A 25,907-nucleotide genomic window follows, 5' to 3' on the forward strand; every position below is an offset into this window, starting at 1 on the left:
TTTGGCGTCAGCCCCTGTCAATGCCGGCCAACCCGCCTGATGGATCAGAACAGGGGGAGCGTATCCGCTCCTGAATCGATAGCATCCAGTGCAGCATTGGCAGCCGTATTTGGTTGCTGCACTGCAACATCCTCAGAACCCAGGCGACGCAGCGAGCCGACGCGCACGCCCAGCAGACGCAGGCGACGGCTCAGGTCCACGCGCTTGAGGCACAAGCCCGCTGCCTGGCGTATGGTTTTGGCGTCCGCCGTGTAGTGCTCCAGGGTCTGGTCGCGGGTGACACTTTTGAAATCGTCGTAACGCAGCTTGATGCCGATGGTGCGGCCTTCATAGCCCTTGCGCTGCAGGTCGGCCGCCACGCGCTCGCACAGGCTCGTGAAGATGGCCCCGAGCTCGGCCCGGTCGCGCGTGGCGTGCAGGTCGCGCTCGAAGGTGGTTTCACGGCTGAGCGACACCGGTTCGCTCTCGGTCACCACAGGCCGTTCATCACGCCCCCAGGCCGCATCAAACAGCCAGGCGCCGTAGCTTTTGCCGAAATGCTCGACCAGCCAGCCGGGCTCGCGCGCCGCCAGCTCGCCTATCGTATGGATGCCGTGCGACTGGAGTTTCTCGTCGGTCTTGGGGCCTACGCCGTTGATCTTGCGGCAGGGCAGCGGCCAGATCAGCGCCTGCAGGTCATCCGGTCGCACGACGGAAATGCCCCTGGGTTTGTTGAACTCGCTGGCCATCTTGGCGATGAGCTTGTTGGGGGCCACGCCAATGGAGCAGGTCAGGCCGGTGGCGTCGAAGATGCTCTTCTGGATCAGCCGCGCCAGGCTGCGGCCGCCGTCGCGCTGGCCACCGGGCACGTCGGTGAAGTCGATGTAGACCTCGTCCACGCCGCGGTCCTCCATCACCGGCGCGATCTCGGTGATGACTTCCTTGAAACGGCGCGAGTACTTGCGGTATTCGTCGAAATCCACCGGCAGCAGGATGGCCTGCGGGCAGAGCTTGGCCGCCTTCATCAGGCCCATGGCCGAGCCCACGCCGAACTGGCGCGCGGCATAGGTGGCGGTGGTGATGACACCGCGGCCGGCGTAGTCCTTGAGCAAGGGAAATTCGGCGACCGGGATCTCCGCCAAAGGCAGATCGGCATGCTTTTGCAGCAGCGCATCGTCGGGCCGACGCCGCGAGCCGCCGATGACCACCGGCAGGCCCTGCAACTGCGGGTAACGCAGCAATTCGACCGAGGCGTAGAACGCATCCATGTCGAGATGTGCGATGCGGCGCAGGGAGCGGGTTTCGGCAGTGGCAGGCGTGGCAGTCACCCGGCTAGCATAGCGCGCGCACCAAGGCAGAATAGGCGCTGGAACGCCCCTGCAGTTCAGGAGACCGCATGCAAAAACGTCAATTTCTGGCCGCCCTCGGCACCACCACCCTGGCCAGCGCCGTGCCGGCCGCACAGGAACGCCCCCAGCGCGGCCCCACCCTATTGACGGTGACGGGCGCCATCGGCCGCGGCAACCGCGGGCCGCTGGACAAGGCGCTCGACCAGATGATGGTCAAGCAGCAACTGGCTTTCGACCGGGCGCATGTCTTTGATTTCGAAGCCTTGCGCGCGCTGCCGGCGGTCACCATCCGCCCGACCCTGGAATACGACGCCAAAGTCCACACCCTGCGCGGCCCGCTGCTGAGCCAGGTTGTCGAAGCCACCGGCGCCCGGATGGACAACACGCACAAGCTGGTGCTGCGCGCCATCGATGGCTACACCGTGAGCCTGGGCCTGGCCCAGGCACGTCGTTACCGTTTCATCATCGCCACCCACCTGGACGGCCATCCGATGCCGCTGGGTGGCCTGGGCCCGCTCTGGGCGGTGTTCGACACCGACCGGCATGCCGACATCGCCGCCCGGCCGCTGGCCGAGCGCTACGCGCAGTGCCCCTGGGGGCTGTACCACCTGGAAGTGCAGGCCACTCAGGCCGTCGGGTAGGTCCCCGGCAGCAGGATGCTGCGGTCCACCGTGTTGATGTCCGTGTGGCCGCAGAAGGCCATGGTGATGTCCAGTTCCTTGTGGAGGATCTCCAGCGCCTTGCTCACACCGGCCCCACCCATGGCGCCCAGGCCATAGGCCATGGCGCGGCCGATGTAGACACCGCGCGCGCCCAGGGCCCGCGCCTTGAGCACGTCCTGGCCGGAGCGGATGCCGCCGTCCATGTGCACCTCGATCTGGCTGCCCACGGCCGCCACGATGGCGGGCAGGGCCTCGACGCTGCTTTGCGCGCCGTCGAGCTGGCGACCGCCATGGTTGGAGACGATCAGCGCGTCGGCGCCGGATTTGACAGCGAGCTTCGCGTCTTCCACGTCCTGGATACCCTTGAGGATGATCTTGCCGCCCCAGCGTTTCTTGATCCACTCCACATCGCCCCAGTTCAGCGCCGGGTCGAACTGCTGGTTGGTCCAGGCCGAGAGCGAGCTCATGTTCTCCACACCCTTGACATGCCCGACGATGTTGCCGAACTCGCGCCGCGGCGTGCCCAGCATGCCCAGCGCCCAGCGCGGCTTGGTGGCGATGTTGAGAATATTGGGGAGGGTCAGCTTCGGCGGCGCCGACAGGCCGTTCTTCAGGTCCTTGTGGCGCTGGCCGATGATCTGCAGGTCCAGCGTGAGCACCAGGGCCGAGCATTTGACGGCCCTGGCCCGCTCGATCAGGCGCTCGATGAAACCGCGGTCCTTCATCATGTAGAGCTGGAACCAGAAGGGGTGGCCGTCCGTCCCCTTGGACACGTCCTCGATCGAGCAGATGCTCATGGTCGAGAGCGTGAAGGGGATGCCGAACTTCTTGGCCGCACGCGCGGCCAGGATCTCGCCGTCGGCGTGCTGCATGCCCGTCAGACCCACGGGCGCAATGGCCACGGGCATGGCCACGTCCTGCCCGATCATGGTGCTGCGCGTGCTGCGGCCTTCCATGTTGACGGCCACACGCTGACGCAGCTTGATCTTCTGGAAGTCGCTCTCGTTGGCGCGGTAGGTGCTCTCGGTCCAGGAGCCGCTGTCGGCGTAGTCGTAGAACATGCGCGGCACGCGCTTCTGGGCCAGGACCCGCAGGTCTTCGATGTTGGTGATGACGGTCATTGTTTTTTCTCCTGAATTTTTCTCGATCTTAGGGCCTGTTCAGTCACCGAAGCAGATGCCCAGGTCGCGCCCGGTCTGCAGGGTGTCGCTGTCGGGCGGAACGGCCTTCATGCGGCCGGCCACCTCCGTCAGCGGCACGTAGATGACGTTGGGATGGGACAGCGCCACCATCACACCCGAGTGCCCCTCGTCCAGCGCACGCACGGCCGCGGTGCCGAAACGCTTGGCCGCCAGCCGGTCGAAGGTGGTGGGGCTGCCGCCGCGCAGCAGGTGCCCCAGCACCACCACACGCGCGTCCTTTCCGGTGCGCTCGGCCAGTTCCCTGGCCACCTGCTCGCCGATGCCGCCCAGGCGTTCGGCATGGCCGGCTTCAGCGCTGGCCAGCAGGGCACGCTGGCCTTGCTGCGCGCGGGCGCCCTCGGCCACCACGACCAGCGAGTACAGGCGGCCGTGGGCATCGCGCTCGCGGATCGCGGCCGCCACCTTCTCGATGTCGTAGGGAATCTCGGGCATCAGGATGGCGTGCGCGCCGCCCGAGATGCCGGCGTGCAGGGCGATCCAGCCCGCGTAGCGCCCCATCATCTCCACCACCATCACACGCTGGTGGCTCTCGGCCGTGCTGTGCAGGCGGTCCAGGCATTCGGTGGCAAAGGACACCGCGGTGTCGAAGCCGAAGGTGGTGTGGGTCTTGTCCAGGTCGTTGTCGATGGTCTTGGGCACCCCCACCACGCGCAGGCCGCGGCGGTGCAGTTCGTTGCCGATGGTGAGCGTGCCGTCGCCGCCCGCGATGACCAGGGCGTCGATGCCCTCGCGCTTGAAATAGTCCAGGATTTCGCCGGAACGGTCCACCTCGACCAGGCTGCCGTCGGCCTGGCGCACGGGAAAGTGGAAAGGGTCGCCCTTGTTGGTGGTGCCCAGGATGGTGCCGCCCAGGTGGGCGATGCCGCGCACGCGGTCACGGCTCAGCAACTCGGTGCCGCCCCGGGGGTAGTGCTGCGGTGACAAGATGCCGTTGAAGCCGTCGCGGATGCCCACGCATTCCCAACCCCGGTTGGCCGCGGCCCAGACCACGGAACTGATGACGGCGTTCAGGCCCGGGGCGTCACCGCCGCCGGTGCTGATGGCGATGCGTCGGATGGGCTGCTTCATGGTTGTCGGATGCACAAGAGCAGAGGCATCACCACAGGCTCAGGCGCAGGGCTCGTCCGGCGCGTGGCCGCACGATGGCACAGCCGCCTCGGTCGCGACGGGAGCACCTTCCCTGAAAGTCTCGGTCGTGGTGTCGTAGCCCTTTTCCTGCAGATAGCTCACCAGGCCGGCGTCCATGCCGCTGGCGTGCGAGGGGAACCACTCGACCAGGGCCTCGATCATGCTGGCGATGTATTCCATCTCGCCATTGAGCGCGCGGCGCTCCACTTCCTGCATCACCTGCAGCACGCTGGCATGCTGGCCGAAATGGCAGAAGTCGGGCTGGATGCCGCAGGCCGCCATCCAGCGTTCCTCCTGGGCGAAGTGCTCCACGGTGTGCGCCACCAGTTCCTGGTAGACGGCGAGCTTGTTCTCGAGGGGGGCAGCGGTGGTCGCGTTCACCAGGTCGATGAACTCCTGGTGGGTGTGGTCTGTGCGGGCGTCACCGAGCACCAGTTCTTCGGTCCAGCTCAGGGTATGGGTGGCAGACATCGTGGATCTTTCTGGATTCAGAGGGCCGCCAGGCGGGCCTGGTGGCGTTCGATCTGCAGCTTGACCTGGGCCGGCGCCGTGCCGCCCAGGGTGTGGCGCGCGTTGAGCGAGCCGCGCAACGAGAGCACGTCGTAGACATCCTTCTCGATGTTCTTGTTGAATTGCTGCAGCACGGTCAGCGGCAGCTCCGACAGGTCGCAGGCATGCGTGATGGCGGCCTTGACCGCGTGGGCCACGGTCTCGTGCGCATCGCGGAAGGGCAGGCCTTTCTTCACCAGGTAATCGGCCAGGTCGGTGGCGGTGGCATAACCCTTGAGGGCGGCCTGTTCCATGGCGGGGGCGTTGACGGTGATACCGCCTTCGAGCTTGCCGCTGGCGGGGTTGAGCTGGCCGCCCACCATTTCGGTGAAGATGCGCAGCGTGTCCTTCAGCGTGTCCACCGTGTCGAACAGCGGCTCCTTGTCTTCCTGGTTGTCCTTGTTGTAGGCCAGGGGCTGGCCCTTCATCAGCGTGATCAGGCCCATGAGATGACCCACCACACGGCCGGTCTTGCCGCGCGCGAGTTCGGGCACGTCGGGGTTCTTCTTCTGCGGCATGATGGAAGAGCCGGTGGTGAAGCGGTCTGCGATCTTGATGAAACCGAAGTTCTGGCTCATCCACAAAATCAGCTCCTCGCTCAGGCGGCTGATGTGCACCATGACCAGCGAGGCGGCGGCCGTGAACTCGATGGCGAAGTCACGGTCGCTCACGGCGTCCAGGCTGTTCTGGCAGACGCAGGCATCGCCCTGCTCATCCACCATGCCCAGGGTGCGGGCGACCCGCTCGCGGTCCAGCGGGTAGCTCGTTCCCGCCAGCGCAGCGCTGCCCAGGGGCAGGCGGTTCACGCGGCGGCGCACATCGGCCATGCGCTCGGCGTCGCGCGCGAACATCTCCACATAGGCCAGCATGTGGTGGCCAAAGCTCACCGGCTGGGCTACCTGCAGGTGGGTGAAGCCGGGCAGGATCACTTCCACGTTCTGCCCGGCCACCGTGATGAGGGCCTTTTGCAGATCGACCAGCAGGTCACTGATGAGATCGATCTCGCTGCGCAACCACAGGCGCACATCGGTGGCGACCTGGTCGTTGCGGCTGCGGCCGGTGTGCAGGCGCTTGCCGGCGTCGCCCACGAGCTGGGTCAGGCGCGCTTCGATGTTGAGATGCACGTCCTCCAGGTCGAGCTTCCACTCGAACTTGCCGGTCTCGATCTCGGCGATGATCTGGGCCATGCCGTCACGGATGGCAGCCAGGTCGGCGGCGGCGATGATGCCCTGCGCCGCCAGCATCTCGGCGTGCGCCAGGCTGCCGGTGATGTCGGCATGCCACAGGCGCTTGTCGAAAAAGACGCTGGCCGTGTAGCGCTTGACCAGATCGCTCATGGGTTCGGAGAACAGCGCCGACCAGGCTTGGGATTTCTTGTCGAATTGGTTTTGGGACATGGCGGGCGGGCGTATATGAGAAAGGTGGGCAAGGCTGGCGTGATAGCCATTGTGCGACCACGGTCATTTCACCAATAATGGAGCCGGCCCCAAGGCCGACCCCCACCATCCATGAAAGACACCCAGATTTTATCGGCCTTCCAGGAACTGAGCCCGGAAAGCCCGGCCAGCGCCGCGTCCGCCGTACTCCTGTACGACGCTTGCCAGGTGGGTGTGGCCCTGCGCGCCGTGCTTTTCGTGGAGGCCGTGGTGGCCGTGGGCGCCATGTACGGCACCAGCACGGCGCTGGACTGGTTCGTGCGCCTGGCCCTGCTGACCGGCAGCGCCCTGCCCGCCACGGTGTTCTGGCTGGTCGTTGCCTGCCTGTTCAAGCGGTCCCTGGGGCGCCTGCCGCGCCCGGCCCAGTACGCCGCCGGCGTGCTGCTGGGCGCCCTGGCCGGCCTCTACGGCTGCAGCATGCTTTTGCTGGCCGGCCTGCTCAGCCCCGCCCCCTGGCTGGCCAGCGCCAGCAGCGGTGCCCTGCTGGCCGGCGTGCTGGTGGCCGTGCTGGCCCTGCGCGCGCGCGGCCGCACCCCGGCCGACACCGCGGCGCGCCTGTCCGAGCTGCAGTCACGCATCCGCCCGCACTTCCTCTTCAACACCCTCAACAGCGCCATCGCCCTGGTGCGCGCCGAACCGGCCAAGGCCGAGGCCCTGCTGGAAGACCTGAGCGACCTGTTCCGCCATGCGCTGGTGGACCAGGGCGAGTCAGCCACGCTGGGCGACGAGATCGCGCTGGCGCGGCGTTACCTGGACATCGAGCAGGTGCGCTTCGGCGAGCGCTTGCAGCTCGAATGGGCGCTCGACCCGCTGGCCGACGGCGCCCGCCTGCCGCCGCTGCTGCTGCAACCCTTGCTGGAAAACGCCGTGCGCCACGGTGTGGAGCCCAGCCCGACCGGCGCACAGATCCGCATCTCTACCCAACGCCGCGGCTCGACCGTGGTGATCAAGGTGACCAACACCGTGCCATCCGGCCCGGGCCCGCACGGCCACGGCGTGGCGCTGGACAATGTGCGCGACCGCCTGCGCCTGCTGCACGACGTGCAGTGCAGCTTCCAGACAGTGCACAAGGACGGTATCTACCAGGTGCGCATGGAGGTGCCGGCATGACAACGCTGCGGGTCCTGATCGTGGACGACGAGACCCTGGCGCGCAGTCGCCTGCGCACCCTGCTGGGCGACTGCAAGGCGCCCGCGGCCAGCGTGGAAGGTGAGGCTGCCAACGCTACCCAGGCCATCGAACTCCTGCGCCGCCAGCCCTATGACTTGGCCTTGCTGGACATCCACATGCCCGGGGCCGACGGTTTGACGCTGGCGCAGACCCTGCGCACCCTGCCCCACCCCCCGGTTGTGATCTTCGTGACGGCCCATGCCGAGCACGCCGTACAGGCTTTCGAGTTGGAGGCCGTGGACTACCTGACCAAGCCGGTGCGCCTGGAACGCCTGCAGCAGGCCCTGCAGAAGGTCGAGCGCCTGCTGCGCGGCCGCCAGGAGGCCGGCACGGCAGTCCCCGAAGAAGTGCTGCTGATCCAGGAGCGCGGCCGCACCGAACGCGTGCCGCTGGCCGAGGTGCTCTACTTCAAGGCCGAGCTTAAATACATCACGGTGCGCACGCCGGCCAAGACCTACATCCTCGATGGCGCGCTCAGCGAACTCGAGGAAAAATACGCGACCCGGTTCATGCGTGTCCATCGCAACGCCCTGGTGGCCCGCCGTGCCGTGCGGGCATTGGAGAAGCACTACGATCCCGAAGAGGGCGAGGGCTGGGCCGTGCGTCTGAGCGGCACGGACGAGCTGCTTTCCGTGTCCCGCCGGCAGCTGGCCGCCGTGCGCGAGGCCATCGCCTCGAATTGAACCGCTGACAAAAACAGGAGAACGTGATGATGGAACTGCTGACGGACCCCCAGGCCTGGATCGCCTTCGCCACCCTGACCCTGCTGGAGTTGGTACTGGGGATCGACAACATCATCTTCATCTCCATCCTGGTCGACAAGCTGCCGCCCGAAAAACGCGTGCTGGCGCGCCGGCTGGGCCTGTTCATGGCCATGTTCATGCGCATCGGCCTGCTGCTGGTGCTGTCCTGGATCATCGGCCTGGTGGCGCCCCTGTTCACGGTGCTCAACCAGGAGATCTCGGGGCGAGATCTGATCCTGATCGCCGGCGGCTTGTTCCTGATCTGGAAGAGCACCGGCGAGATCCACCAGTCGCTCGAAGGCGAGGAAGGCCATTCCTCCGGCGCGGTGCAGGCCACGTTCACGGCAGTGATCCTGCAGATCATGGTCATCGACCTGGTGTTCTCGCTGGACTCCATCATCACCGCCGTGGGCATGGTGGATGAACTCGCCGTCATGATCGCCGCGGTGATTGCCTCGGTGGCGCTGATGATGGTGTTTGCCGGCGCCATCGGCCGTTTCGTGTCGGACCACCCCAGCATCAAGATGCTGGCCCTGTCTTTCCTGGTCGTGGTCGGCGTGGTGTTGCTCGCCGAAGGTTTCGACCACCACGTGCCCAAGGGCTACGTCTACTTTGCCATGGCCTTCTCGGTGGGGGTGGAGATGCTCAACATCCGCATGCGCAAGCGCTCCGCCAAGCCGGTGCACCTGCACAACGAGTACACGCGCGAGCCCTGAGCCGCGCTGAGTCGCGCCCGCCCGCTTATTGCCGGATCACGTCGGCACCGGCGGGCGCCTTGAAGCGGAAGGTCTCGGGCGGCAGGCTCACATTGAGCTGCACCTTGGTGAAGGTCAGCAGCGAACGCTGGCCGAAGTTGTCGACGATCTCCAGCGCCGCCAGCTCGGCCGTCCTGGCCCCGGCCTTGTCCACTTCGCGCAGGCCCACGCGCACCGTCTGCACCTGGCCGTCGCGCGCGCGCGGCGTCGCCACCACCCACTGCAGACCATCGCGCTCGGGCCCGTTGGCCAGCTGGTAGTCGGCCTGCAGGGCACGCATGTCGGGTGCAGCGGCAATCAGCGCCGCGGGCGTGCTGCCCAGGGCACTGGCCTGCGAGCGCGCCGTCACCTGGTTCAGGTCGACGTCATGCAGCCACAGGGTCTGGCCATCGGCCACGATGGTCTGGGCCAGGGGTTTGCCGTAGACGAAGCGGAAACGCCCCGGGCGCTGGAACTCGAAGGTACCGCTGGAGCTGCGCGTGCGCGCCACCTGGCCCTCACGCGGCGGCGCCGTCACCACCTGGGTGAAGTCGGCGCGGCCGCTGGAGGCGGTCTTGAGGAAGAGTTCGAGCGCGCCCAGGCCATCGGCTCGTGCCACCATGGCACAAAACGCTATCGAAAAAGTAGCAAGCAGTTTTTTCATGGGATTCACTCCGCGCGCGCCGGCACCAGGATGTCGCGCTGGCCGTTGGTGCTCATGGCACTCACCAGCCCCGCCTTCTCCATGTCTTCCACCAGGCGCGCTGCGCGGTTGTAGCCGATCTTCAAATGGCGCTGCACCAGCGAGATGCTGGCCTTGCGGTTCTTCAGCACGATTTCCACCGCCTGGTCGTACATGGGGTCCTTCTCGCCAGCGGGGCCGCCTTCGCCCAGGAGGCCGTCCTCGCCATCGACCGTGCCGCCTTCGAGCACGCCTTCGATGTAGTCGGGCTCGCCCTGGCTCTTGAGGTACTTCACCACACGGTGCACTTCCTCGTCGCTGACAAAGGCACCGTGCACGCGGATGGGCAGGCCGGTGCCGCTGGCCATGTAGAGCATGTCGCCCATGCCCAGCAGGGCTTCGGCACCCATCTGGTCGAGGATGGTGCGGCTGTCGATCTTGCTGCTGACCTGGAAGGCGATGCGGGTGGGGATGTTGGCCTTGATCAGGCCGGTGATCACGTCCACGCTGGGACGCTGCGTGGCCAGGATCAGGTGGATGCCGGCGGCGCGCGCCTTCTGCGCCAGGCGGGCGATCAACTCCTCGATCTTCTTGCCCACCACCATCATGAGATCGGCCAGCTCGTCGATCACGACGACGATGTGCGGCAGGCGGTCCAGCGGCTCGGGTGATTCGGGGGTGAGGCTGAAGGGGTTGTAGATGAACTGTTCCTTGGCCTTGGCTTCGTCGATCTTGTGGTTGTAGCCGGCCAGGTTGCGCACGCCCAGCTTGCTCATGAGCTTGTAACGGCGCTCCATCTCGGCCACGCACCAGGTCAGACCATGCGCGGCCTGTTTCATGTCGGTGACCACGGGGGCCAGCAGGTGCGGAATGCCCTCGTAGACCGACATCTCCAGCATCTTGGGGTCGATCATGAGCAGGCGCACGTCGCGCGCCTCGGCCTTGTAGAGCAGGCTCAGGATCATGGCATTGATACCGACCGACTTGCCCGAGCCGGTGGTGCCGGCCACCAGCACGTGGGGCATCTTGGCCAGATCGGCCACCACGGGGTTGCCCACGATGTCCTTGCCCAGGCCCATGGTCAGCATGGACTTGGCTTCGTTGTAGACCTGCGAGCCCAGGATTTCCGAGAGCTTGATGGACTGGCGCTTGGCGTTGGGCAATTCGAGAGCCATGGTGGTCTTGCCCGGGATGGTCTCGACCACGCGGATCGACACCAGGCTGAGCGAACGCGCCAGGTCCTTGGCCAGGCCCACGATCTGCGAGCCTTTCACGCCCGTGGCGGGTTCGATCTCGTAGCGCGTGATCACCGGGCCGGGTTGGGCCAGCACCACCCGCACGTCCACGCCGAAGTCCTTGAGCCGTTTTTCGATCATGCGGCTGGTCATCTCCAGCGTCTCGGGGGCGACGGTCTCCTGGCGAGTCTGCGCGCCGTCCAGCAGGTCGACCTGCGGCAGCTTGGAATCGGGCATGTCGCTGAACAGGGGCTTCTGGCGCTCCTTGGCCACGCGCGTGCTCTGCGGCACTTCCACCAGCACGGGTTCGATCAGCACGGGCGGGGCATGGTGCTCGATGATCTCCTCGCGCTCCTCCAGCACCCCCTCTTCGCGTTCGCGCGCGGCCCGCTGGCCCAGGGCCAGGTCCTGCGCCATTTCGCGGCGGGGGCGACGCGATTCGATGAGGTCGTGGATCCAGCCGCCGATGCGCTCGGCCACGTGGCCCCAGGAAAAACGGAACACCAGGCCCATGGCCAGCACCCACAGGCCGATGGCCAGCAAGGCCGAGCCGGTGACCCCCAGCCAGCGCACCGCCAGCGGCCCCACCAGATAACCCAGCACACCACCGGCATGCCCCGGCAGGCGCGGCTCCAGGCTGTAGAAACGCGCCCACTCGATCGCCGTGCTGGCCAGCATGAGCAAGGCCAGGCCGATCCAGAAGCTCCAGCGGCTGGCCACGAAGCGCGCCAAATGCGAGGAAGCGCCTGCAGGTTCGAGGGGCAGCTCATGGGCGCGCAGCCAGCGCGCCAGCGCCGACAACCAGCCGCGCACGGCGGCAGCAAAACACCACCAGACCGAGAAGCCGAAGAGGTAGAAACTGGCATCGGCCAGCCGCGCCCCCAGCTGGCCACCGAGATTGCGCACCGCCGCGCCGTCGCCGGAGGTAGACCAGGCCGCGTCGAGTCGGCTGTAGCTGGCCAACACCAGCAGCCAGTACACCAGCAGCACCAGGCTGACGAAAAGCAGCACTTCGCCGGCAAAACGGCCCCGCCCGCTGCGGGTGGGCGCCGCAGCGCCGGAGTCTTCGGAATTGAGCGTGTGGAGTCGGTAGGTCATGTAGACAGGGAAAGGGCGCCTTCACGCGGGGTGAAGCGCCGCATTCAGCGCGGCTTGGAGCGGCGTTCCTTGACGTGCATGGCCCCGCCTTCGAGCGGGGTCACGAAGCCCTGCTCCTCGAAGTCTTTCATGACACGGCTGACCATCTCGCGCGAGGCACCGACCATCTTGGCGATGTCCTGGCGCGAGAGCTTGTCGCGAATGATCATGTCGCCCGCCGGTGCGACCTTGGCCGCATCGAGCAGCACATTGGCCACACGGCCATAGACACTCATCAGTGCCAGCGAGCCGATCTTGCGGTCGGCAAGGCGCAGGCGCTGCACCAGGCCGCGCATGATGCCGTAGGCCATGGGCGCGCTGTCGGCCAGGCTGCGCAGAAACTCGGCACGCCCCAGTTCCAGCACGTCGGTCTGGGTCTCGGCCTCGACCGATGCGGAGTGGACGTCGTTGTCGATCAGGCTCATTTCGCCAAAATAGTCGCCTGACTGCAAAGTGGCCAGGATGACTTCGCGCCCGTTGCCGGTGTCGGTCATGAGCACACGCGCCCGGCCCGAGAGAATGATGGACAGGGCGTCCGACTTCTCTCCCTGCTGGACGATGCGTTCGCCACGCTTGACGCGACGCTTGACCACCGCCGCGGCGAGCGCGTGGAGCTGGTCGTCCGACAGCATGGAAAACAGCGGAACCCGGCGCAACAAATCCTGATTGGTCAGCATTGACATAGTTCGGTCATTCTGCGCGTGCATGGTTGAGTTCATACAATGGCAAGTCGGCCGGTTTTCCGGTCTCCTCCCTGGCCATCCACCGCGGCACGGTACGCGGCACATCGATTATTGACCAAAAGATTCACGAAACAAGCAAGGTTCACAGAATGTCGCAGAACAAACACGCCAAGGTCCTCATCCTGGGCTCCGGCCCGGCCGGCTACACCGCGGCGGTTTATGCCGCGCGCGCCAACCTCAACCCCGTGCTGGTCACCGGCATGGCCCAGGGCGGCCAGCTCATGACCACCACCGAGGTCGACAACTGGCCGGCCGACACCGACGGCGTGCAGGGCCCTGAGCTGATGCAGCGTTTCCTGGCCCATGCCGAACGCTTCAAGACCGAGATCGTCTACGACCACATCAACCAGGTCGATTTCAGCAAGCGCCCCTACACCCTCACCGGCGACAGCGGCACCTACACCTGCGATTCGCTGATCATCGCCACCGGCGCCTCGGCCAAATACCTGGGCCTGCCGTCCGAGACGGCCTTCATGGGCCGTGGCGTCTCCGGCTGCGCCACCTGCGACGGCTTCTTCTACCGCGACCAGGTCTGCTGCGTGGTGGGCGGCGGGAACACGGCCGTGGAAGAGGCCCTGTACCTGTCGAATATCGCCTCCAAGGTCTACCTGGTGCACCGCCGCGACAAGTTCAAGGCCGAGCCCATCCTGATCGACAAGGTCATGGACAAGGTCAAGGCCGGCAAGATCGTGCTCAAGACCTTCAAGACCCTGGACGAAGTCCTGGGCGACGCCAGCGGCGTCACCGGCATCCGCCTCAAGAGCACGATCGACGGCAGCACCGAGGAGCTGGAACTCAAGGGCGCCTTCATCGCCATCGGCCATGCCCCCAACACCGAGATCTTCCAGGGCCAGCTGGCCATGGAAAACGGCTACATCGTCACCCAGGGCGGGCTCAAGGGTTTTGCCACCCAGACCTCGGTGCCGGGCATCTTCGCCGCCGGCGACGTGCAGGACCACGTCTACCGCCAGGCCATCACCAGCGCCGGCACCGGCTGCATGGCGGCCCTGGACGCCCAACGTTTCCTGGAGCAACAGGAATAAGCCGCCCAGGCTTGGAGCCTGTTTGCGGTCTGGAAGGGGTCGCGTTGGGACGCAATCGGGATGAGTTGCTCGCCCAGTCCCGCCGCATGGGCTGCCGCCCATGCAAGGGGATGGGTGGGCAAATCGCCCGATTGCGTCCCAACCCGCAGGGCAGGTGTCTTTTCGGGCGGTCTGCGGCGTTGCAATACTTGCCCATAGCTGGGCTATGGGCTGCGCACCGCGCCTTGCATCCCATCCCGAAAAGATATCTGCGCGGCCCCTTCCAGACCGCAAGCAGGCTCTACACAATCTGGCTATAATTGCAGGCTTTGCTGGACTTTCTGGTCCATCATGGGTTACCGCCACCCTACTGGCGAGGTGAGGCCCCCACTGCCCAGGTGGCGGCCGTTTGAAGAAAGCGAAGTGTCCTCATGGCACGCGTATGCGAAGTAACGGGTAAAGGCCCGATGGTCGGAAACAATGTTTCCCACGCCAACAACAAAACCAAGCGCCGGTTCCTGCCGAACCTGCAATACCGCCGTTTCTGGGTCGAGACTGAAAACCGCTGGGTCCGTCTGCGCGTTTCCAGCGCCGCCCTGCGTCTGATCGACAAGAATGGTATCGACTCCGTGCTCGCCGACCTGCGCGCACGTGGCCAAGCTTAAGGAGCTGAATCATGGCAACCAAAGGCGGACGCGAAAAGATCAAGCTGGAATCCACGGCCGGCACCGGTCACTTCTACACGACCAGCAAGAACAAGAAGACCATGCCCGAGAAAATGGCGATCATGAAGTTTGATCCCAAGGCTCGCAAGCATGTGGAATACAAGGAAACCAAGCTGAAGTAATTCAGCCCGGCTCCTGTCCGAAAGCCCGCCCTGTGCGGGCTTTTCTGTTTCCGCTCCCCGGATCAACCACTGCTGGACTGTCCTTGAATGAATTAAATGCGAATCGCTCTTATTTGAGAGGTTCGCGCTTGCTCGACAGTGCGGCGACGGGTGCCGCACGACGCATTCAGACCACCACCGGTTCAGGCTCCAGCAGGATGCCAAAGCGCTCGTAGACGCTGGTCTGGATGGCCTTGGCCAGGGTCATGACCTCGCCGCCCGTGGCCCCACGGGGGCCACTGCCATGCCCGCCCTGCTCGCCGCCGCCGCGGTTGACCAGCACCAGCGCCTGCTTCTCGTAGACCCCTGCCTGGCCGATGGACTTGCCCTTCCAGCCGCAGGCGTCGATCAGCCAGCCGGCCGCCAGCTTCACCGTCCCGTCAGCCAGTTGATAGTGGACGATCCTGGGCTCGCGCGCAATGATGTCGGCGCACTGTTCGGCCGTCACCGTCGGGTTCTTGAAGAAGCTGCCGGCATTGCCGATGACTGCCGGATCGGGCAGCTTGGCGCGGCGAATTTCGCAGACCCAGTCGTAGATCTGGCGGGGTGTGGGCTTGTGGATACCGGTCTCGGCCATCCTGCGTTCCAGGTCCAGATAACCCAGCACCGGTTTCCAGGCCTTGGGCAGCGCCAGGCGCACACGGGTGATGAGGGCGCGGCCCGCCAGGCCAAAACCGGGGGCGCGGCCGTCGGCGACATGCTTGAACACCGAGTCGCGGTAGGCAAAGCCGCACTGCGCGGCATCCAGCGTGAAGGCGCGGCCGGTTTCCAGGTCGATGGCATCGAGCGACTCGAAACGGTCCTGCAACTCCACGCCGTAGGCACCGATGTTCTGCACCGGCGCAGCCCCCATGGTGCCCGGGATCAGGGCCATGTTCTCCAGGCCAGGCCAGCCCTGCTCCAGCGTCCAGCCCACAAAGTCATGCCAGTTCTCGCCGGCACCGGCCTCGACGATCCAGGCCTTGGGCGTCTCCTCGACCAGGCGCCGGCCCGGGATCTCGACCTTGAGGACCACCGGCTTCACGTCCCCGGTCAGCACGATGTTGCTGCCGCCGCCGAGCACGAATTTGGGCGCCGGGCCGAGCGTGGGGTCGGCCAGCACGGCACGCACGTCGGCCTCCTGCAACACCCGGACCAGGGTAGGGGCCCGGGCGACGATGCTGAAGGTGTTGTATGGCTGGAGCGGGACGTTTTTCTCGACTAACATCGGTCTGATTCTCTCATTCATCAGTCTTAGAAAAATACCGTCATGCCTTCTTTCGACACCGTCTGCGAAGCCGATATGGTCAAGGTGAAAAACGGCGTGGAGAACTCCGTCAAGGAGATTGCCACCCGCTTCGACTTCAAGGGCACCTCGGCCAGCATCGAGATCAAGGACAAGGAGATCACCTTGGTCGGCGACGCCGACTTCCAGATCGAGCAGATCCTGGAAGTGCTGCGCAACAAGCTGACCAAGCAGGCCGTGGACGTGCGCTTCCTGGACATCGGCGATCTGCAGAAGATCGGCGGCGACAAGGTCAAGAAGCTCATCAAGGTGCGCAACGGCATCGAGGCCGAACTGGCCAAGAAGATCCAGCGCCTGGTCAAGGACAGCAAGATCAAGGTCCAGGCCGCCATCCAGGAAGACAAGGTACGGGTCACCGGCGCCAAACGCGATGACCTGCAGGCCGTCATGGCCTTGCTGCGCAAGGACATCGCCGACGTGCCCATCAGCTTCAACAACTTCCGCGATTGATGCCGACCCCATGCAAAGCCACCTCGCCCTGCTGCTGTGCGCCCTCGCCCTGACGGGCGCAGCGCAGGCGCAGACCGTGGTGCTGTCGGGCATCCTGGGTGGCAAGGCCCTGCTGGTGGTTGATGGCGGCCCCCCCAGGAGCGTGGCCGTGGGCCAGAGCCACCAGGGCGTCAAGGTCATCGGCATTCAGGCCGGTCAGGCCATGGTGGAAATCGGCGGTGCGCGCCAGACCCTGCGCCTGGGTGAAGGGCCGGTCAGCGCACCCTCTGCCCAGAGCGAAACGGGGGACCAGCGCCGCATCGTCCTGCACGCGGGCAGCAACGGCCACTTCCGTGCCCTGGGACAGATCAACGGGCGCGCCGTCACCTTTTTGGTGGATACAGGCGCCTCGGTTGTCAGTGTCAGCGCCGCCGAGGCCGATCGCATCGGGCTGAATTACCGCGCCGGTCAACCGGTTCAGATGCAAACCGCCAATGGCAGCACGACCGGCTGGCTGGTCAAGCTCCATTCGGTCCGGCTGGGCAGCATGGATATTTTCGACGTCGACGCGATCGTCAGCGCCGCGCCCATGCCCTACGTGTTGCTGGGCAACAGCTACCTCACCCGTTTCCAGATGACGCGCACCAACGACCAGTTGGTGCTGGAGCGCCGGTATTGAAGCTGCTGGTATCCTAGGCTCATATTCCGAACCGCGCACCGTGACTGTCCAAAACGAAAACGAGTACGAAGACCTGCTGGGCTTGTGGTCGGACCTGGAGTCCGGCCTGGGCATCCTGCTGGGCAGTCCGCTGAGCGTGCAGGAGTTCGAGCAGCGTATCTGGCAGTACGACCGCTGGATGCAGGCCCTGCTGCAGCGCGACGCCGACGTCGGCATCTACCTGCTGTTCCAGCTGGCCACCAACTCTTCGGTCGGCTACAGCGCCTCGCACAGCCTGGTCTGCGCCACCCTGTGCCACCTGCTCGCCGCCGAGCTCAAGCTCGATGCCAAGGAACGCGACAGCCTGGTCCATGCCGCGCTGACCATGAACATCGCCATGACCGAACTGCAGGACCAGCTCGCCCTGCAGACCGAAAAGCTCAGCCAGCCCCAGCTTGAAGCCATCCGCCTGCACGCCCCCAAGGGCGGCCTGATGCTGGCCAACAGCCTGGGCGTGAGCGACCCGCTGTGGATCGAGGTGGTGTCCTCGCACCATGACGAGTACACCGAAAAGATCGAGCTGCGCCTGCTGCCCGCCCACAAGCGGCTGATCCGCATCCTGCGGGTGGTGGACCGCTACGCGGCCATGATCTCGCCGCGCAAATCACGGGAAGGCCGTAGCGCGACCGAGTCCGTGCGTACCATCATGACGGGTGCCAATGCCTACAACGACGAGGTCGGCCACGCCATGGTGCGCGCTGTGGGCCTGTGCCCGCCCGGCACCTATGTGCGCCTGGAAGACAACACGCTGGCCGTCGTGATGCGCCGCAGTGTGCGCCCCAACCTGCCCCATGTGGCCGTGGTCACCGGCACCGATGGCCAGGTGCTGCCGCAGCCCCGCCTGCACCGCACCTTGAGCGGCCGTCCGACTATCCAGGCGGCACTGGCCACCTCCCTGGTGAGGCTGCGCCTGAACCATCACCTGATCCTGCAGCTGGGCGCGCACGCCGCCATGCAGGCCTGACCCCGGCATCCGGGGCCGGAGCCTTCAGGTCTTTTTCTTGCCGAGCCTGGACTCGGTACCGCGAGCCAGCCGGCCGATGTTTTCGGCATGCCGATAGATCAGCAGCAATGACATCAGGCTGACGGAAAACAGCAGGGCCCCGTCCATGTACCAGGCCAGACCATCACCGAAGATGTAGTACAGCGGCGCGAAGACAGAGGCCACCAGCGCGGCCAGCGAGGAATAGCGGAAGAAGAAGGCGATCAGGATCCAGGTCAGCAGGGTGGCCAGGCCCAGCGCCCAGTGCACGCCCATCAAAACGCCCAGCGCTGTGGCCACGCCCTTGCCCCCCTCGAAGCGGAAGAACACCGGGTACAGGTGGCCGAGGAAAGCGCCCAGGCCCACCAGCGCCACCGTGCCGGCTTCCAGTCCGTAAGGCTTGCCGTACCACTGGACCAGGGCCACCGGCAGCCAGCCCTTGGCGGCGTCGAGCAGCAGGGTGACCACGGCGGCCTTTTTCGAGCCCGAGCGCAGCACGTTGGTCGCCCCGGGGTTCTTGCTGCCATACGTGCGCGGGTCGTTCAGGCCCAAGACATGGCTGACGATGACGGCGAAGGACAGCGAGCCCAGCAGATAGGCGGCCACCGTGGCCAGGGCGGGATAGGCGACAGACAGGGAATCCAAGACTCTTGCTCCTCGATCGGCCCAAATGCAGCAGGGGCCTGTTTTTTCGGTACAGGCCGCTATTCTGCCAGCGCAGCCGGCCTGGAAAACCCGCCCTTGCGCGACGTCTTGTCGCTGTACATCTGGCCGTCTGCCGCATGCAGCAGCTGGTCCAGGTCGGTGCCGGCCTCCGGGTAGATGGCCACCCCGATGGAAACGCCCACCTGGAGTTGATGCCCTTCGAAATCGATGGGCGCCTGGATGGAGCCGCGCAGGCGCTGGGCAATGGTTTCCAGCATGTCCCTGGAAATGTTCTCCAGCAGCACGATGAGCTCGTCACCACCCCAGCGCGCCACCGTATCATGCTGACGTACGGCCGCCAGCGCCCGGCTGGCCACGGCCATGAGTACGGCATCGCCGGCCTTGTGGCCATGCAGGTCGTTCACGGTCTTGAAGTCGTCGAGATCCAGAAACAGCAGCGCGCACAGCTGCTCCGGCTGGCGCTGCTGGCGGGAAAATGCCATCAGGGCGCGGTCCTCGAAGAGCCGGCGATTGGGCAGGCCCGTCAGGTCGTCGTACATGGCCCGGTGCGCCATCAGGCCACGGTTGCGGATCAGCATGTAGAGCATGGTCGCGACCAGCAAGCCAGCCGCCGCTGAACCCGTGCGGATCAGCCAGCGCAGCCCGCGGCTGTCGTCGGCCAGGCGCGGGCGCACGGCAATGGCCCAGCGCCCCCCGGGGATCTCCATCTCCTGCACCAGCACCTCCGGCTGATCGAACAGGCCCAGTGCCCCCCAGACCGCTTCGCCTGTCAGTCCTTGCGCGTCACGGCCGCGGATCGCAAACTCGTAGCGATCGTCTTCCGATTCGGCCTGTACTGCCCGGAACAGTGAGTCGGAGTCGATCACGGTCGACAGCAAGCCCCAGTAGCGGCCGTGCAGCATCAACGGCATGCGGTACACCAGTCCCCGGCCACCCTGCACCAGCTCCACCGGCCCGGCCAGCAAGGCCAGGCCGCTCTGGGCGATCTTCTGGATCATGGGCCATTGGGTCGGCTGATCCGGGTAGTACAAGCCGATCGCCCTTTCATTCCCCAGCAGGGGATAGACATAGAGCAGGCGGTAGCCAACAGCCACTCCGAAATTCCGGATGTGCCGGTTGCTGCGGTGCAGGACGGCCAGGATGTCCTGGATCTCGCTGGTCTGCATGCTGCTGTTGCGCACGACCAGATAAGCCCCCAGGCCGCTGTTGAGATAGAGCAAGGCGTTGAGTTCACGCTCCAGGCGCACACGCAGGGTGGTGGCGTAGGACAGCGCCTCGATATGGCGCTTGTTCAGGCGATCCTGCAACTGGGAGCGCAGGACCACCTCCCCGCCCGCCACCAGCAGGCCGAACACGACGAGCCCACTGGCCAGCGCCCCGGCCCGTCTGGAGAAAAATGCAAAACCCGGGAATCGCATGCAACAAACTCCGTTGGCTGATCCATTCTCTCAGAGTCCGTTCATATGCGTGGCGCCCCGGCTCCCGCGCGGGGCGATGAGATCGCGCAGCGACCGAGCGCTACTCGGCCAGCGCACACTGCACCGGTGTGGCCCCCAGCAACTGCACGCAGACCTGCGGGGCGATGCCCACCAGGTAACCGCGCCGCCCGCCGTTGATCAGGATGCGCGGCAGCGCGAGGATGGTCTCTTCAATGTAGACCGGCATCTCGCGCCGTGTGCCGAAGGGTGAAGTGCCGCCCACCAGATAACCGCTGTGCCGATTGGCAACCTCGGGCCTGCAGGGCTCCACCGACTTGGCGCCGATCTGCCGCGCCAGGTTCTTGGTCGAGACCTTGCGGTTGCCGTGCATCAGTACCACCAGCGGCTTCGCATCCTGGTCCTGCATGATCAGCGTCTTCACCACTGTGTACGGGTCCCAGCCCAGCACCTGCGCGCTGTGCTGCGCGCCGCCATGCTCCAGGTACTCGTACGGGTGCTCGGTGTACTCCACCTTATGCGACTTGAGCAACTGGGTGGCAGGGGTTTCGGAGACGTGTTCTTTCTTGGCCATGCGTGAATTTTCCCTCAAGGAAAGGGCCCCGGCGTCACCGGGCAGTGCCACAATTCCGGTGCATGAACTCGCCCCAAGACACGCCGCCCCTACGCCACAGCAGGGCCGAGGATGCTCTGGCCCTGCTCTCGGGCACGGCACTGATCGCCCTGGCGGTGGCGCTGTTCCAGCATGCGCAGCTGCTCAGCGGCGGCACGGCCGGCATCGCCTTCCTGCTGCACTACGGCACGGGCTGGGGTTTCGGGCCGGTGTTCTTCGTGCTCAACCTGCCCTTCTATGTGCTGGCCTGGCGTCGTCTGGACCGGGCCTTCCTCGTCAAGACCATGATCGCCGTGGCCTTGCTCTCGGTGCTGAGCGAACTCACGCCCCACTTCATCACTTTCGAACAGGTACAGCCGCTTTACGCGGCCCTGGTGGGGGGCGTGCTGCTGGGCGTGGGCTTTCTGATCCTGTTCCGCCACCGCGCCAGCCTGGGCGGCGTGGGCATCCTGGCCTTCTGGCTGCAGGAGACCCGGGGCTGGCGTGCCGGCCACGTGCAAATGGCCGTGGATACGCTCATACTTCTGCTGGCGCTGGCCACCGCACCGCTGCCGCAGGTGGCCCTGTCCGTGGCCGGAGCCGTGGTGCTGAACCTCACGCTGGCCATCAACCACCGCGCCGGCCGCTACATGGCCAACTGAAGAAAAACAAGGAGAGTGACGATGAATGCTGTCAATGATTCCGCCGGTGCGCTGGTACACACCATGCTGGAAGCCGCCCTCAAGCGCCAGCGCGCCGCCTACCTCGCCAACCCGGAGCCTGACTATGAAAGCCGCTGCTCCGACCTGCGCAAGCTCGAGCGCTTCGTGCGCGAGCACCAGGACGCCATCTGCGATGCCATCAGCGCCGACTACGGCAACCGCTCGCGCCACGAGACTCTCCTGACCGAAATCATGCCGGTGCTCAAGGGCATCCACCACACGCTCAAACGACTCAAGCGCTGGATGAAGCCGCAACGCCGTGGCATCGACCGCATGGCTTTCGGCCTGGCCAGCAACCGCGTGATCCCGCAGCCGCTGGGCGTGGTGGGCGTCATCGTGCCCTGGAACTTCCCGCTCAATCTCAGCCTGCTCCCGCTGGCCGCCATCCTCGCCGCCGGCAACCGAGCCATGGTCAAGATGAGCGAAAACTCGCGCCACCTCGCGAAGCTGCTGGTCAAGGAAATACCCGACTACTTCCCCGAGGAGAAGCTGCAGTTCTTCGACGAAACAGGTGGTGTCGGCGTGGAGTTTTCCAAACTACCCTTCGACCACCTGCTGTTCACGGGTTCGGGCCAGACCGGCCGCGCCGTCATGGCCGCGGCCGCACAGAACCTGTGCCCGGTCACGCTGGAACTGGGCGGCAAGTCGCCCGCCATCGTGTGCGAGGACTTTCCGATGCGCACGGCCGCCGAGCGCCTGCTCTACGTCAAGTACCTCAACGCCGGCCAGATCTGCACCACGGTGGACCACGTGTTCGTGCCGGACCGGAAAATCAAGGAATTCGTGCGCCTGGCCCAAGAGATCATGCCCAAGCGCTATCCGAAGCTGGACTCGCCGGACTACACGTCCATCATCGACGACATCGCCTACGCGCGCCTGCTGCATGCGCTGGACGATGCCAAACAGCGCGGCGCCCAGGTGATCCCGCTGATCCCCGGCAAACCCTTCGATGCCAAGCTGCGCAAGATCGCGCCGCACCTCGTTCTGGACGCGCCCGCCGACTGCCTGCTGATGCAGCGCGAGATCTTCGGCCCCATCCTGCCGGTGATCAGCTACGAAGACCTGGAAGACGATGTGATCAAGCGCATCAACGCCGGAGCGCGCCCGCTGGCACTCTACCCCTTCACCAATGACAAGGCCGTGCAGGCGCAGTTGCTCACACGCGTGATGTCGGGCGGTGTGTCCATCAACGACGCGCTCTTCCATGTGGGCCAGGAAGAACTGCCCTTCGGCGGCGTGGGCGCCTCGGGCATGGGCCACTACCACGGCCATGAGGGTTTCCTGACCTTCTCCAAGCTGCGTCCTGTCTTCAAGCAGGCCCGCTTCTCCACCGCCAGGCTGCTGGCACCGCCCTACGGGCCGCTGACGGACAAGCTGCTGAAGTTCCTGCTGAAGTAGGCAAGTGCGGCGTGAGTCGCCGCCGGGCCGCCCCAAGGCGACGAGGGCCCCCAGTGGGGGCAGCGGCGACACGCAGTGCGCAAGCGTGGGGGCGTCCTAGTTCTAGACGGCGGGGTCTCGCATCTCCTTGCGGATCGCGTCGATGGCCTTGAGCAGTTCGGGGCTCAGCGTGGTGCCCCAGGCGTTGAGATCCTCGTCCAGCTGCGCGAGGGAGGTCACGCCGATGATGGTGCTGGTGACCTGCCACTTGGTGTAGCAGAAGGCCAGGGCCATCTGGGTGGGCGTGAGGCCATGCTCGCGCGCCAGTGCGTTGTAACGACGCGCGGCGTCCAGCGCCTCGGCACGACCCCAGCGCTGCTTGCGCACGCTCTCGAACTTGGCAATGCGGCCTTCTGGTGCATCGGAACCCAGGAAACCGCTGCTGTCGTACTTGCCGGTCAGCAGGCCGAAACCCAGGGGCGAATAGGCCAGCAGCGAGACGCCCAGGCGGTGCAGGGTTTCGTCCAGCGCGTTTTCGACCGTGCGGTTCACCAGGCAGTAGGGGTTCTGCACCGTGGCCACGCGCGGCAGGCCGTGCTGCTCGGCCAGACGCACGAACTCGTGCACACCGTAGGGTGACTCATTCGACAGGCCGATCGCCCGAACCTTGCCCGCCTTCACCAGCTTGCCCAGGGCCTCCAGCTGCTCGTGGATGGACGTGACCGCAGGATCGTCCTTGGACGGGTCGAAGTACATCTGGCCGAACATGGGCACGTGACGCACCGGCCAGTGGATCTGGTAGAGGTCGATGACGTCGGTCTTCAGGCGCTTGAGGCTGTCGTCGCAGGCGGCCAGGATGTCGGTCGGCGTCAGATTGCTGCTGCCGCCACGCACCCAGGGCATGCCACGCGAGGGACCGGCCACCTTGGTGGCCACCACCATCTTCTGGCGCGCGCCGGGACGGCTGGCGAACCAGTTGCCGATGATCTTCTCGGTGGCGTTGTAGGTCTCGGCCTTGGTAGGCACCGAGTAGATCTCCGCCGTATCCAGGAAGTTGATGCCGCGCTCCAGTGCGCGGTCCAGGATGGCGTGGGCGGCGGCCTCGCCGACCTGTTCGCCGAAGGTCATGGTGCCCAAGCAGATGGGGGTGACGTGCAGATCGCTCTGGCCGAGTCGGACGTTTTTCATGGGAGTCAGGTTTTGGGTTGGTGTCGGCAAAGGCGCGAGTTTACGCAGTGGGCAATGTCCCTGCCTGTCGCGCGCGTTCCTCCTCGAGCAAGCGCAGCACGCGACGCTGCACCTTGCCCGTGGTCGTCATGGGCAAGGCATCGAGAAACTCGATCTCCTTGGGGTATTCGTAGGGCGCCAGCTGGCCCTTCACGTGCCGCTGCAGGTCGATCATCAGGCGCCGCTCCCACTCGTTGCGCGAGACGGGCTCGTCGCCCCGCTCGGCTGCGGCCTCCACCGTCAACACGACATAGGCCTTCACCAGCGCGCCACGCTCGGCGTCGGGCTTGGGCACGACCGCGGCATTGGCCACGGCCGGGTGCTTGATCAGACAGTTCTCGATCTCCCCCGGGCCGATGCGGTAGCCAGCAGCCTTGAACATGTCATCGGCGCGGCCCTGGTACCAGAGGTAGCCATCGGGGTCACGCAGGGCGAGGTCACCGGTGCGGCACCAGTCGCCGGTGTACTTATCGCGGGTGTCCGCCTCGTTTTTCCAGTAGCCGAGGAAGAAGATCGGGTCCGGATCACCATGCACGTCCAGGCGGTGGATCGCCACCTCGCCAAGCGTGCCGCTGGCGCACTCGCGCCCCTGCTCGTCGATCACCGCCACCCGGTGGCCCGGATAGCCCTTGCCCATGCTGCCGGGCTTGGCCGGGTAAAAGATCGAGCAGTTGCCGACGATGTAGTTCACCTCGGTCTGGCCGAACATCTCGTTCACCGTCACGCCCAGTTCCTTCTGGCAATAGCCGAACACGGCATCGCCCACCGCCTCGCCCGCGCTCATGATGGCCCGCAGCCTGAGCTTGAAGAACTTCTTCGGCTGCGGGAAGGCCTTCATCATGGCCTTGAGCGCCGTGGGGAAGAGGAAGGTGTGCGTGATCTCGTATTTCTGCAGCAGTTCGAAGGCAGCCTGCGGACTGAAACGGCCGTTCCAGGCCACGATGGGACGGCCAAAGTAGAGACTGGGCAGCAGGGCGTCCATCAGACCGCCCGTCCAGCTCCAGTCTGCGGGGCTCCAGAAAACGCTGGGCGTTTTGGGCTGCGGCAGTTTTGTCAACGGCCCCCGGTCCTGCGGGTCGAAGCCGAACCAGTTCTGGCTGCAGACGAAACCCGTCAGGTTGCCGATCAGCGCGCGATGCGGGATCAGTGCGCCCTTGGGGTTGCCCGTGGTGCCGCTGGTGTAGATCAGCACGGCCGGGTCGTCGGCGCGTGTGCGCACCGGGTCGAACTCGGGCGGGTGCTGCGCCAGCAGGGCAGCGTAATCCAGATCGGCCATGCCGGCCGCGCCGCCACCGGCGTCTCCGCCGGCGCTGGAGCCCACACCGATCACGTGGCGCAGCGCTTCGCACTCACCCCGGATGTTCTGGATGTTGACGATGGCCGCGTCGTCGCAGATCAGGACCGAGGCCGCGCTGTCGTTCAGGCGGAATTCCAGTGCCTCGGGGCCGAACAGGGTGGACAGCGGCATGGCCACCGCGCCCAGCTGCAGCACGGCCATGTAGGCCACGGCGGTCTCGAAACGCTGCGGCAGCACGATGGCCACGCGGTCGCCCTGGCGCACCCGCAACTGGGCCAAGGCATTCGACAGGCGGTTGGCCTGGTGCTGCAGTTCGGCGTAGCTGTGCGCGCGCGGCTGCAGGCCGGGCCCGTCGGCATGGATGGCGATGCGCTGGCCGGCATCGGCCGCCCGTGCCCAGCGCCGGCTGCAGACCTCTGCAATGTTGAATTCATCCGGCACCAGCCAGCGAAATTCGCCGTGCAAAGACGCATAGTTGTCCCGGTCTTGACTGCTTGCCATGTGATGTCTCCGTATGAT

At 65.8% G+C, this 25,907-nt stretch carries 26 protein-coding genes; 12 read left to right on the forward strand and 14 right to left on the reverse strand.

What is annotated here, in order from left to right:
- Window positions 1-44 precede the first annotated feature (44 nt).
- Window positions 45-1,247 carry a DNA polymerase IV gene (gene dinB / locus AO057_RS16305; protein WP_082605666.1) on the reverse strand — a complete coding sequence of 401 codons (1,203 nt, stop codon included), beginning with the start codon at window positions 1,245-1,247 and terminating at the stop codon, window positions 45-47.
- Window positions 1,248-1,375: 128 nt separating this feature from the next.
- Between dinB and AO057_RS16310 the strand changes: the two genes are divergently transcribed.
- Window positions 1,376-1,969, forward strand: coding sequence for a putative pterin-binding protein (locus AO057_RS16310; RefSeq protein WP_057676937.1), 594 nt, complete (start codon window positions 1,376-1,378; stop codon window positions 1,967-1,969).
- Here AO057_RS16310 and AO057_RS16315 read toward each other — a convergent pair.
- The 4 genes from AO057_RS16315 to argH are packed head-to-tail and all read right to left on the reverse strand — an operon-like array spanning window position 1,954 to window position 6,266.
- On the reverse strand, window positions 1,954-3,111 hold the full coding sequence (locus AO057_RS16315) for an alpha-hydroxy acid oxidase (RefSeq protein ID WP_057676938.1): 1,158 nt from the start codon (window positions 3,109-3,111) through the stop codon (window positions 1,954-1,956). The two genes, AO057_RS16310 and AO057_RS16315, sit on opposite strands and share 16 nt — an antisense overlap.
- Window positions 3,112-3,150: 39 nt before the next feature.
- Entirely contained in the window at window positions 3,151-4,260 is a 1,110-nt protein-coding gene (locus AO057_RS16320) for a 6-phosphofructokinase (RefSeq protein ID WP_057676939.1), read from the reverse strand.
- A gap of 39 nt (window positions 4,261-4,299) precedes the next feature.
- Window positions 4,300-4,791, reverse strand: coding sequence for a hemerythrin domain-containing protein (locus tag AO057_RS16325; protein ID WP_057676940.1), 492 nt, complete (start codon window positions 4,789-4,791; stop codon window positions 4,300-4,302).
- A 17-nt stretch (window positions 4,792-4,808) separates the two neighbouring features.
- Window positions 4,809-6,266: an argininosuccinate lyase gene (gene argH, locus AO057_RS16330; protein ID WP_057676941.1), complete on the reverse strand. Its 1,458-nt coding sequence runs from the start codon at window positions 6,264-6,266 to the stop codon at window positions 4,809-4,811.
- A 111-nt stretch (window positions 6,267-6,377) separates the two neighbouring features.
- On the opposite strand from argH, the gene AO057_RS16335 reads away from it, so the two are divergent.
- From AO057_RS16335 to AO057_RS16345, 3 genes are read left to right on the forward strand one after another with little or no spacing between them, the layout of a single operon-like run.
- The gene (locus AO057_RS16335) at window positions 6,378-7,415 is read left to right on the forward strand and encodes a histidine kinase (protein WP_057676942.1); all 1,038 of its coding nucleotides are present in this window, start codon (window positions 6,378-6,380) and stop codon (window positions 7,413-7,415) included.
- Window positions 7,412-8,158: a LytR/AlgR family response regulator transcription factor gene (locus AO057_RS16340; RefSeq protein WP_205630047.1), complete on the forward strand. Its 747-nt coding sequence runs from the start codon at window positions 7,412-7,414 to the stop codon at window positions 8,156-8,158. Before AO057_RS16335 ends, AO057_RS16340 begins: the two co-directional genes overlap by 4 nt.
- Window positions 8,159-8,184: 26 nt before the next feature.
- Window positions 8,185-8,934, forward strand: a complete 750-nt coding sequence (locus tag AO057_RS16345; protein ID WP_057676943.1) for a TerC family protein — start codon at window positions 8,185-8,187, stop codon at window positions 8,932-8,934.
- Between the two features lie 25 nt (window positions 8,935-8,959).
- Here the strand turns inward: AO057_RS16345 and lolA are convergent, their stop codons facing one another.
- From lolA to AO057_RS16360, 3 genes are read right to left on the reverse strand one after another with little or no spacing between them, the layout of a single operon-like run.
- Window positions 8,960-9,616 carry an outer membrane lipoprotein periplasmic chaperone LolA gene (gene lolA / locus AO057_RS16350; RefSeq protein ID WP_057676944.1) on the reverse strand — a complete coding sequence of 219 codons (657 nt, stop codon included), beginning with the start codon at window positions 9,614-9,616 and terminating at the stop codon, window positions 8,960-8,962.
- Between the two features lie 5 nt (window positions 9,617-9,621).
- A complete protein-coding gene (locus AO057_RS16355) occupies window positions 9,622-11,967 on the reverse strand; it encodes a DNA translocase FtsK (RefSeq protein ID WP_057676945.1) in 2,346 nt (781 codons plus the stop codon).
- A 44-nt stretch (window positions 11,968-12,011) separates the two neighbouring features.
- Complete coding sequence (locus tag AO057_RS16360; protein ID WP_057676946.1) at window positions 12,012-12,689, reverse strand: Crp/Fnr family transcriptional regulator; 678 nt, start codon at window positions 12,687-12,689, stop codon at window positions 12,012-12,014.
- Window positions 12,690-12,838: 149 nt separating this feature from the next.
- On the opposite strand from AO057_RS16360, the gene trxB reads away from it, so the two are divergent.
- The 3 genes from trxB (at window position 12,839) to rpmG (ending at window position 14,618) form a co-directional block, all read left to right on the forward strand.
- Window positions 12,839-13,792, forward strand: a complete 954-nt coding sequence (gene trxB / locus AO057_RS16365) for a thioredoxin-disulfide reductase (RefSeq protein WP_057676947.1) — start codon at window positions 12,839-12,841, stop codon at window positions 13,790-13,792.
- Between the two features lie 410 nt (window positions 13,793-14,202).
- On the forward strand, window positions 14,203-14,436 hold the full coding sequence (gene rpmB / locus AO057_RS16370; protein WP_057676948.1) for a 50S ribosomal protein L28: 234 nt from the start codon (window positions 14,203-14,205) through the stop codon (window positions 14,434-14,436).
- An 11-nt stretch (window positions 14,437-14,447) separates the two neighbouring features.
- Window positions 14,448-14,618: a 50S ribosomal protein L33 gene (gene rpmG / locus AO057_RS16375; protein WP_057676949.1), complete on the forward strand. Its 171-nt coding sequence runs from the start codon at window positions 14,448-14,450 to the stop codon at window positions 14,616-14,618.
- Between the two features lie 166 nt (window positions 14,619-14,784).
- Here rpmG and murB read toward each other — a convergent pair whose 3' ends face one another.
- Window positions 14,785-15,864, reverse strand: coding sequence for a UDP-N-acetylmuramate dehydrogenase (gene murB, locus AO057_RS16380; RefSeq protein WP_057676950.1), 1,080 nt, complete (start codon window positions 15,862-15,864; stop codon window positions 14,785-14,787).
- A 42-nt stretch (window positions 15,865-15,906) separates the two neighbouring features.
- Between murB and AO057_RS16385 the strand changes: the two genes are divergently transcribed.
- The 3 genes from AO057_RS16385 to AO057_RS16395 are packed head-to-tail and all read left to right on the forward strand — an operon-like array spanning window position 15,907 to window position 18,053.
- On the forward strand, window positions 15,907-16,392 hold the full coding sequence (locus AO057_RS16385; RefSeq protein ID WP_057676951.1) for a YajQ family cyclic di-GMP-binding protein: 486 nt from the start codon (window positions 15,907-15,909) through the stop codon (window positions 16,390-16,392).
- 10 nt (window positions 16,393-16,402) lie between these two features.
- Window positions 16,403-17,050, forward strand: coding sequence for a retropepsin-like aspartic protease family protein (locus tag AO057_RS16390; RefSeq protein ID WP_057676952.1), 648 nt, complete (start codon window positions 16,403-16,405; stop codon window positions 17,048-17,050).
- A gap of 40 nt (window positions 17,051-17,090) precedes the next feature.
- Window positions 17,091-18,053, forward strand: a complete 963-nt coding sequence (locus AO057_RS16395) for an HD-GYP domain-containing protein (protein WP_082605600.1) — start codon at window positions 17,091-17,093, stop codon at window positions 18,051-18,053.
- A 24-nt stretch (window positions 18,054-18,077) separates the two neighbouring features.
- Here the strand turns inward: AO057_RS16395 and plsY are convergent, their stop codons facing one another.
- From plsY to ybaK, 3 genes are all read right to left on the reverse strand, one after another.
- Window positions 18,078-18,707: a glycerol-3-phosphate 1-O-acyltransferase PlsY gene (gene plsY, locus AO057_RS16400; RefSeq protein ID WP_057677350.1), complete on the reverse strand. Its 630-nt coding sequence runs from the start codon at window positions 18,705-18,707 to the stop codon at window positions 18,078-18,080.
- Window positions 18,708-18,775: 68 nt separating this feature from the next.
- Complete coding sequence (locus AO057_RS16405) at window positions 18,776-20,155, reverse strand: diguanylate cyclase domain-containing protein (RefSeq protein ID WP_057676954.1); 1,380 nt, start codon at window positions 20,153-20,155, stop codon at window positions 18,776-18,778.
- A gap of 100 nt (window positions 20,156-20,255) precedes the next feature.
- Entirely contained in the window at window positions 20,256-20,747 is a 492-nt protein-coding gene (gene ybaK / locus AO057_RS16410) for a Cys-tRNA(Pro) deacylase (RefSeq protein ID WP_057676955.1), read from the reverse strand.
- Between the two features lie 62 nt (window positions 20,748-20,809).
- Here ybaK and AO057_RS16415 point away from each other — a divergent pair, with 62 nt between their 5' ends.
- Together AO057_RS16415 and AO057_RS16420 are read left to right on the forward strand one after the other, a co-directional pair.
- Window positions 20,810-21,427 (forward strand): YitT family protein, encoded by a 618-nt coding sequence (locus tag AO057_RS16415; RefSeq protein ID WP_057676956.1) that lies wholly within the window; start codon window positions 20,810-20,812, stop codon window positions 21,425-21,427.
- Window positions 21,428-21,448: 21 nt separating this feature from the next.
- Window positions 21,449-22,885: a coniferyl aldehyde dehydrogenase gene (locus tag AO057_RS16420; RefSeq protein WP_057676957.1), complete on the forward strand. Its 1,437-nt coding sequence runs from the start codon at window positions 21,449-21,451 to the stop codon at window positions 22,883-22,885.
- Between the two features lie 102 nt (window positions 22,886-22,987).
- On the opposite strand, the gene AO057_RS16425 is transcribed toward AO057_RS16420, so the two are convergent.
- On the reverse strand, window positions 22,988-24,052 hold the full coding sequence (locus tag AO057_RS16425; RefSeq protein WP_057676958.1) for an aldo/keto reductase: 1,065 nt from the start codon (window positions 24,050-24,052) through the stop codon (window positions 22,988-22,990).
- 40 nt (window positions 24,053-24,092) lie between these two features.
- Window positions 24,093-25,889 carry an acyl-CoA synthetase gene (locus AO057_RS16430; protein WP_057676959.1) on the reverse strand — a complete coding sequence of 599 codons (1,797 nt, stop codon included), beginning with the start codon at window positions 25,887-25,889 and terminating at the stop codon, window positions 24,093-24,095.
- Between the last annotated feature and the right edge of the window lie 18 nt (window positions 25,890-25,907).

Source organism: Curvibacter sp. PAE-UM, assembly GCF_001432305.1.
Classification (GTDB): Bacteria; Pseudomonadota; Gammaproteobacteria; order Burkholderiales; family Burkholderiaceae_C; genus Hylemonella.

Excerpts from the sequence above, each read along its gene's own strand:
- trxB (WP_057676947.1), top strand. The coding sequence starts at position 12,839 with ATGTCGCAGAACAAACACGCCAAGGTCCTCATCCTGGGCTCCGGCCCG.
- AO057_RS16420 (WP_057676957.1), top strand. The coding sequence starts at position 21,449 with ATGAATGCTGTCAATGATTCCGCCGGTGCGCTGGTACACACCATGCTG.
- AO057_RS16340 (WP_205630047.1), top strand. The coding sequence starts at position 7,412 with ATGACAACGCTGCGGGTCCTGATCGTGGACGACGAGACCCTGGCGCGC.
- AO057_RS16310 (WP_057676937.1), top strand. The coding sequence starts at position 1,376 with ATGCAAAAACGTCAATTTCTGGCCGCCCTCGGCACCACCACCCTGGCC.
- AO057_RS16320 (WP_057676939.1), bottom strand. The coding sequence starts at position 4,260 with ATGAAGCAGCCCATCCGACGCATCGCCATCAGCACCGGCGGCGGTGAC.
- argH (WP_057676941.1), bottom strand. The coding sequence starts at position 6,266 with ATGTCCCAAAACCAATTCGACAAGAAATCCCAAGCCTGGTCGGCGCTG.
- rpmB (WP_057676948.1), top strand. The coding sequence starts at position 14,203 with ATGGCACGCGTATGCGAAGTAACGGGTAAAGGCCCGATGGTCGGAAAC.
- AO057_RS16430 (WP_057676959.1), bottom strand. The coding sequence starts at position 25,889 with ATGGCAAGCAGTCAAGACCGGGACAACTATGCGTCTTTGCACGGCGAA.
- lolA (WP_057676944.1), bottom strand. The coding sequence starts at position 9,616 with ATGAAAAAACTGCTTGCTACTTTTTCGATAGCGTTTTGTGCCATGGTG.
- AO057_RS16315 (WP_057676938.1), bottom strand. The coding sequence starts at position 3,111 with ATGACCGTCATCACCAACATCGAAGACCTGCGGGTCCTGGCCCAGAAG.
- rpmG (WP_057676949.1), top strand. The coding sequence starts at position 14,448 with ATGGCAACCAAAGGCGGACGCGAAAAGATCAAGCTGGAATCCACGGCC.
- AO057_RS16415 (WP_057676956.1), top strand. The coding sequence starts at position 20,810 with ATGAACTCGCCCCAAGACACGCCGCCCCTACGCCACAGCAGGGCCGAG.
- AO057_RS16385 (WP_057676951.1), top strand. The coding sequence starts at position 15,907 with ATGCCTTCTTTCGACACCGTCTGCGAAGCCGATATGGTCAAGGTGAAA.
- AO057_RS16355 (WP_057676945.1), bottom strand. The coding sequence starts at position 11,967 with ATGACCTACCGACTCCACACGCTCAATTCCGAAGACTCCGGCGCTGCG.
- murB (WP_057676950.1), bottom strand. The coding sequence starts at position 15,864 with ATGTTAGTCGAGAAAAACGTCCCGCTCCAGCCATACAACACCTTCAGC.
- AO057_RS16390 (WP_057676952.1), top strand. The coding sequence starts at position 16,403 with ATGCAAAGCCACCTCGCCCTGCTGCTGTGCGCCCTCGCCCTGACGGGC.
- ybaK (WP_057676955.1), bottom strand. The coding sequence starts at position 20,747 with ATGGCCAAGAAAGAACACGTCTCCGAAACCCCTGCCACCCAGTTGCTC.
- AO057_RS16325 (WP_057676940.1), bottom strand. The coding sequence starts at position 4,791 with ATGTCTGCCACCCATACCCTGAGCTGGACCGAAGAACTGGTGCTCGGT.
- AO057_RS16405 (WP_057676954.1), bottom strand. The coding sequence starts at position 20,155 with ATGCGATTCCCGGGTTTTGCATTTTTCTCCAGACGGGCCGGGGCGCTG.
- dinB (WP_082605666.1), bottom strand. The coding sequence starts at position 1,247 with ATGGATGCGTTCTACGCCTCGGTCGAATTGCTGCGTTACCCGCAGTTG.
- AO057_RS16425 (WP_057676958.1), bottom strand. The coding sequence starts at position 24,052 with ATGAAAAACGTCCGACTCGGCCAGAGCGATCTGCACGTCACCCCCATC.
- AO057_RS16335 (WP_057676942.1), top strand. The coding sequence starts at position 6,378 with ATGAAAGACACCCAGATTTTATCGGCCTTCCAGGAACTGAGCCCGGAA.
- AO057_RS16360 (WP_057676946.1), bottom strand. The coding sequence starts at position 12,689 with ATGTCAATGCTGACCAATCAGGATTTGTTGCGCCGGGTTCCGCTGTTT.
- AO057_RS16345 (WP_057676943.1), top strand. The coding sequence starts at position 8,185 with ATGATGGAACTGCTGACGGACCCCCAGGCCTGGATCGCCTTCGCCACC.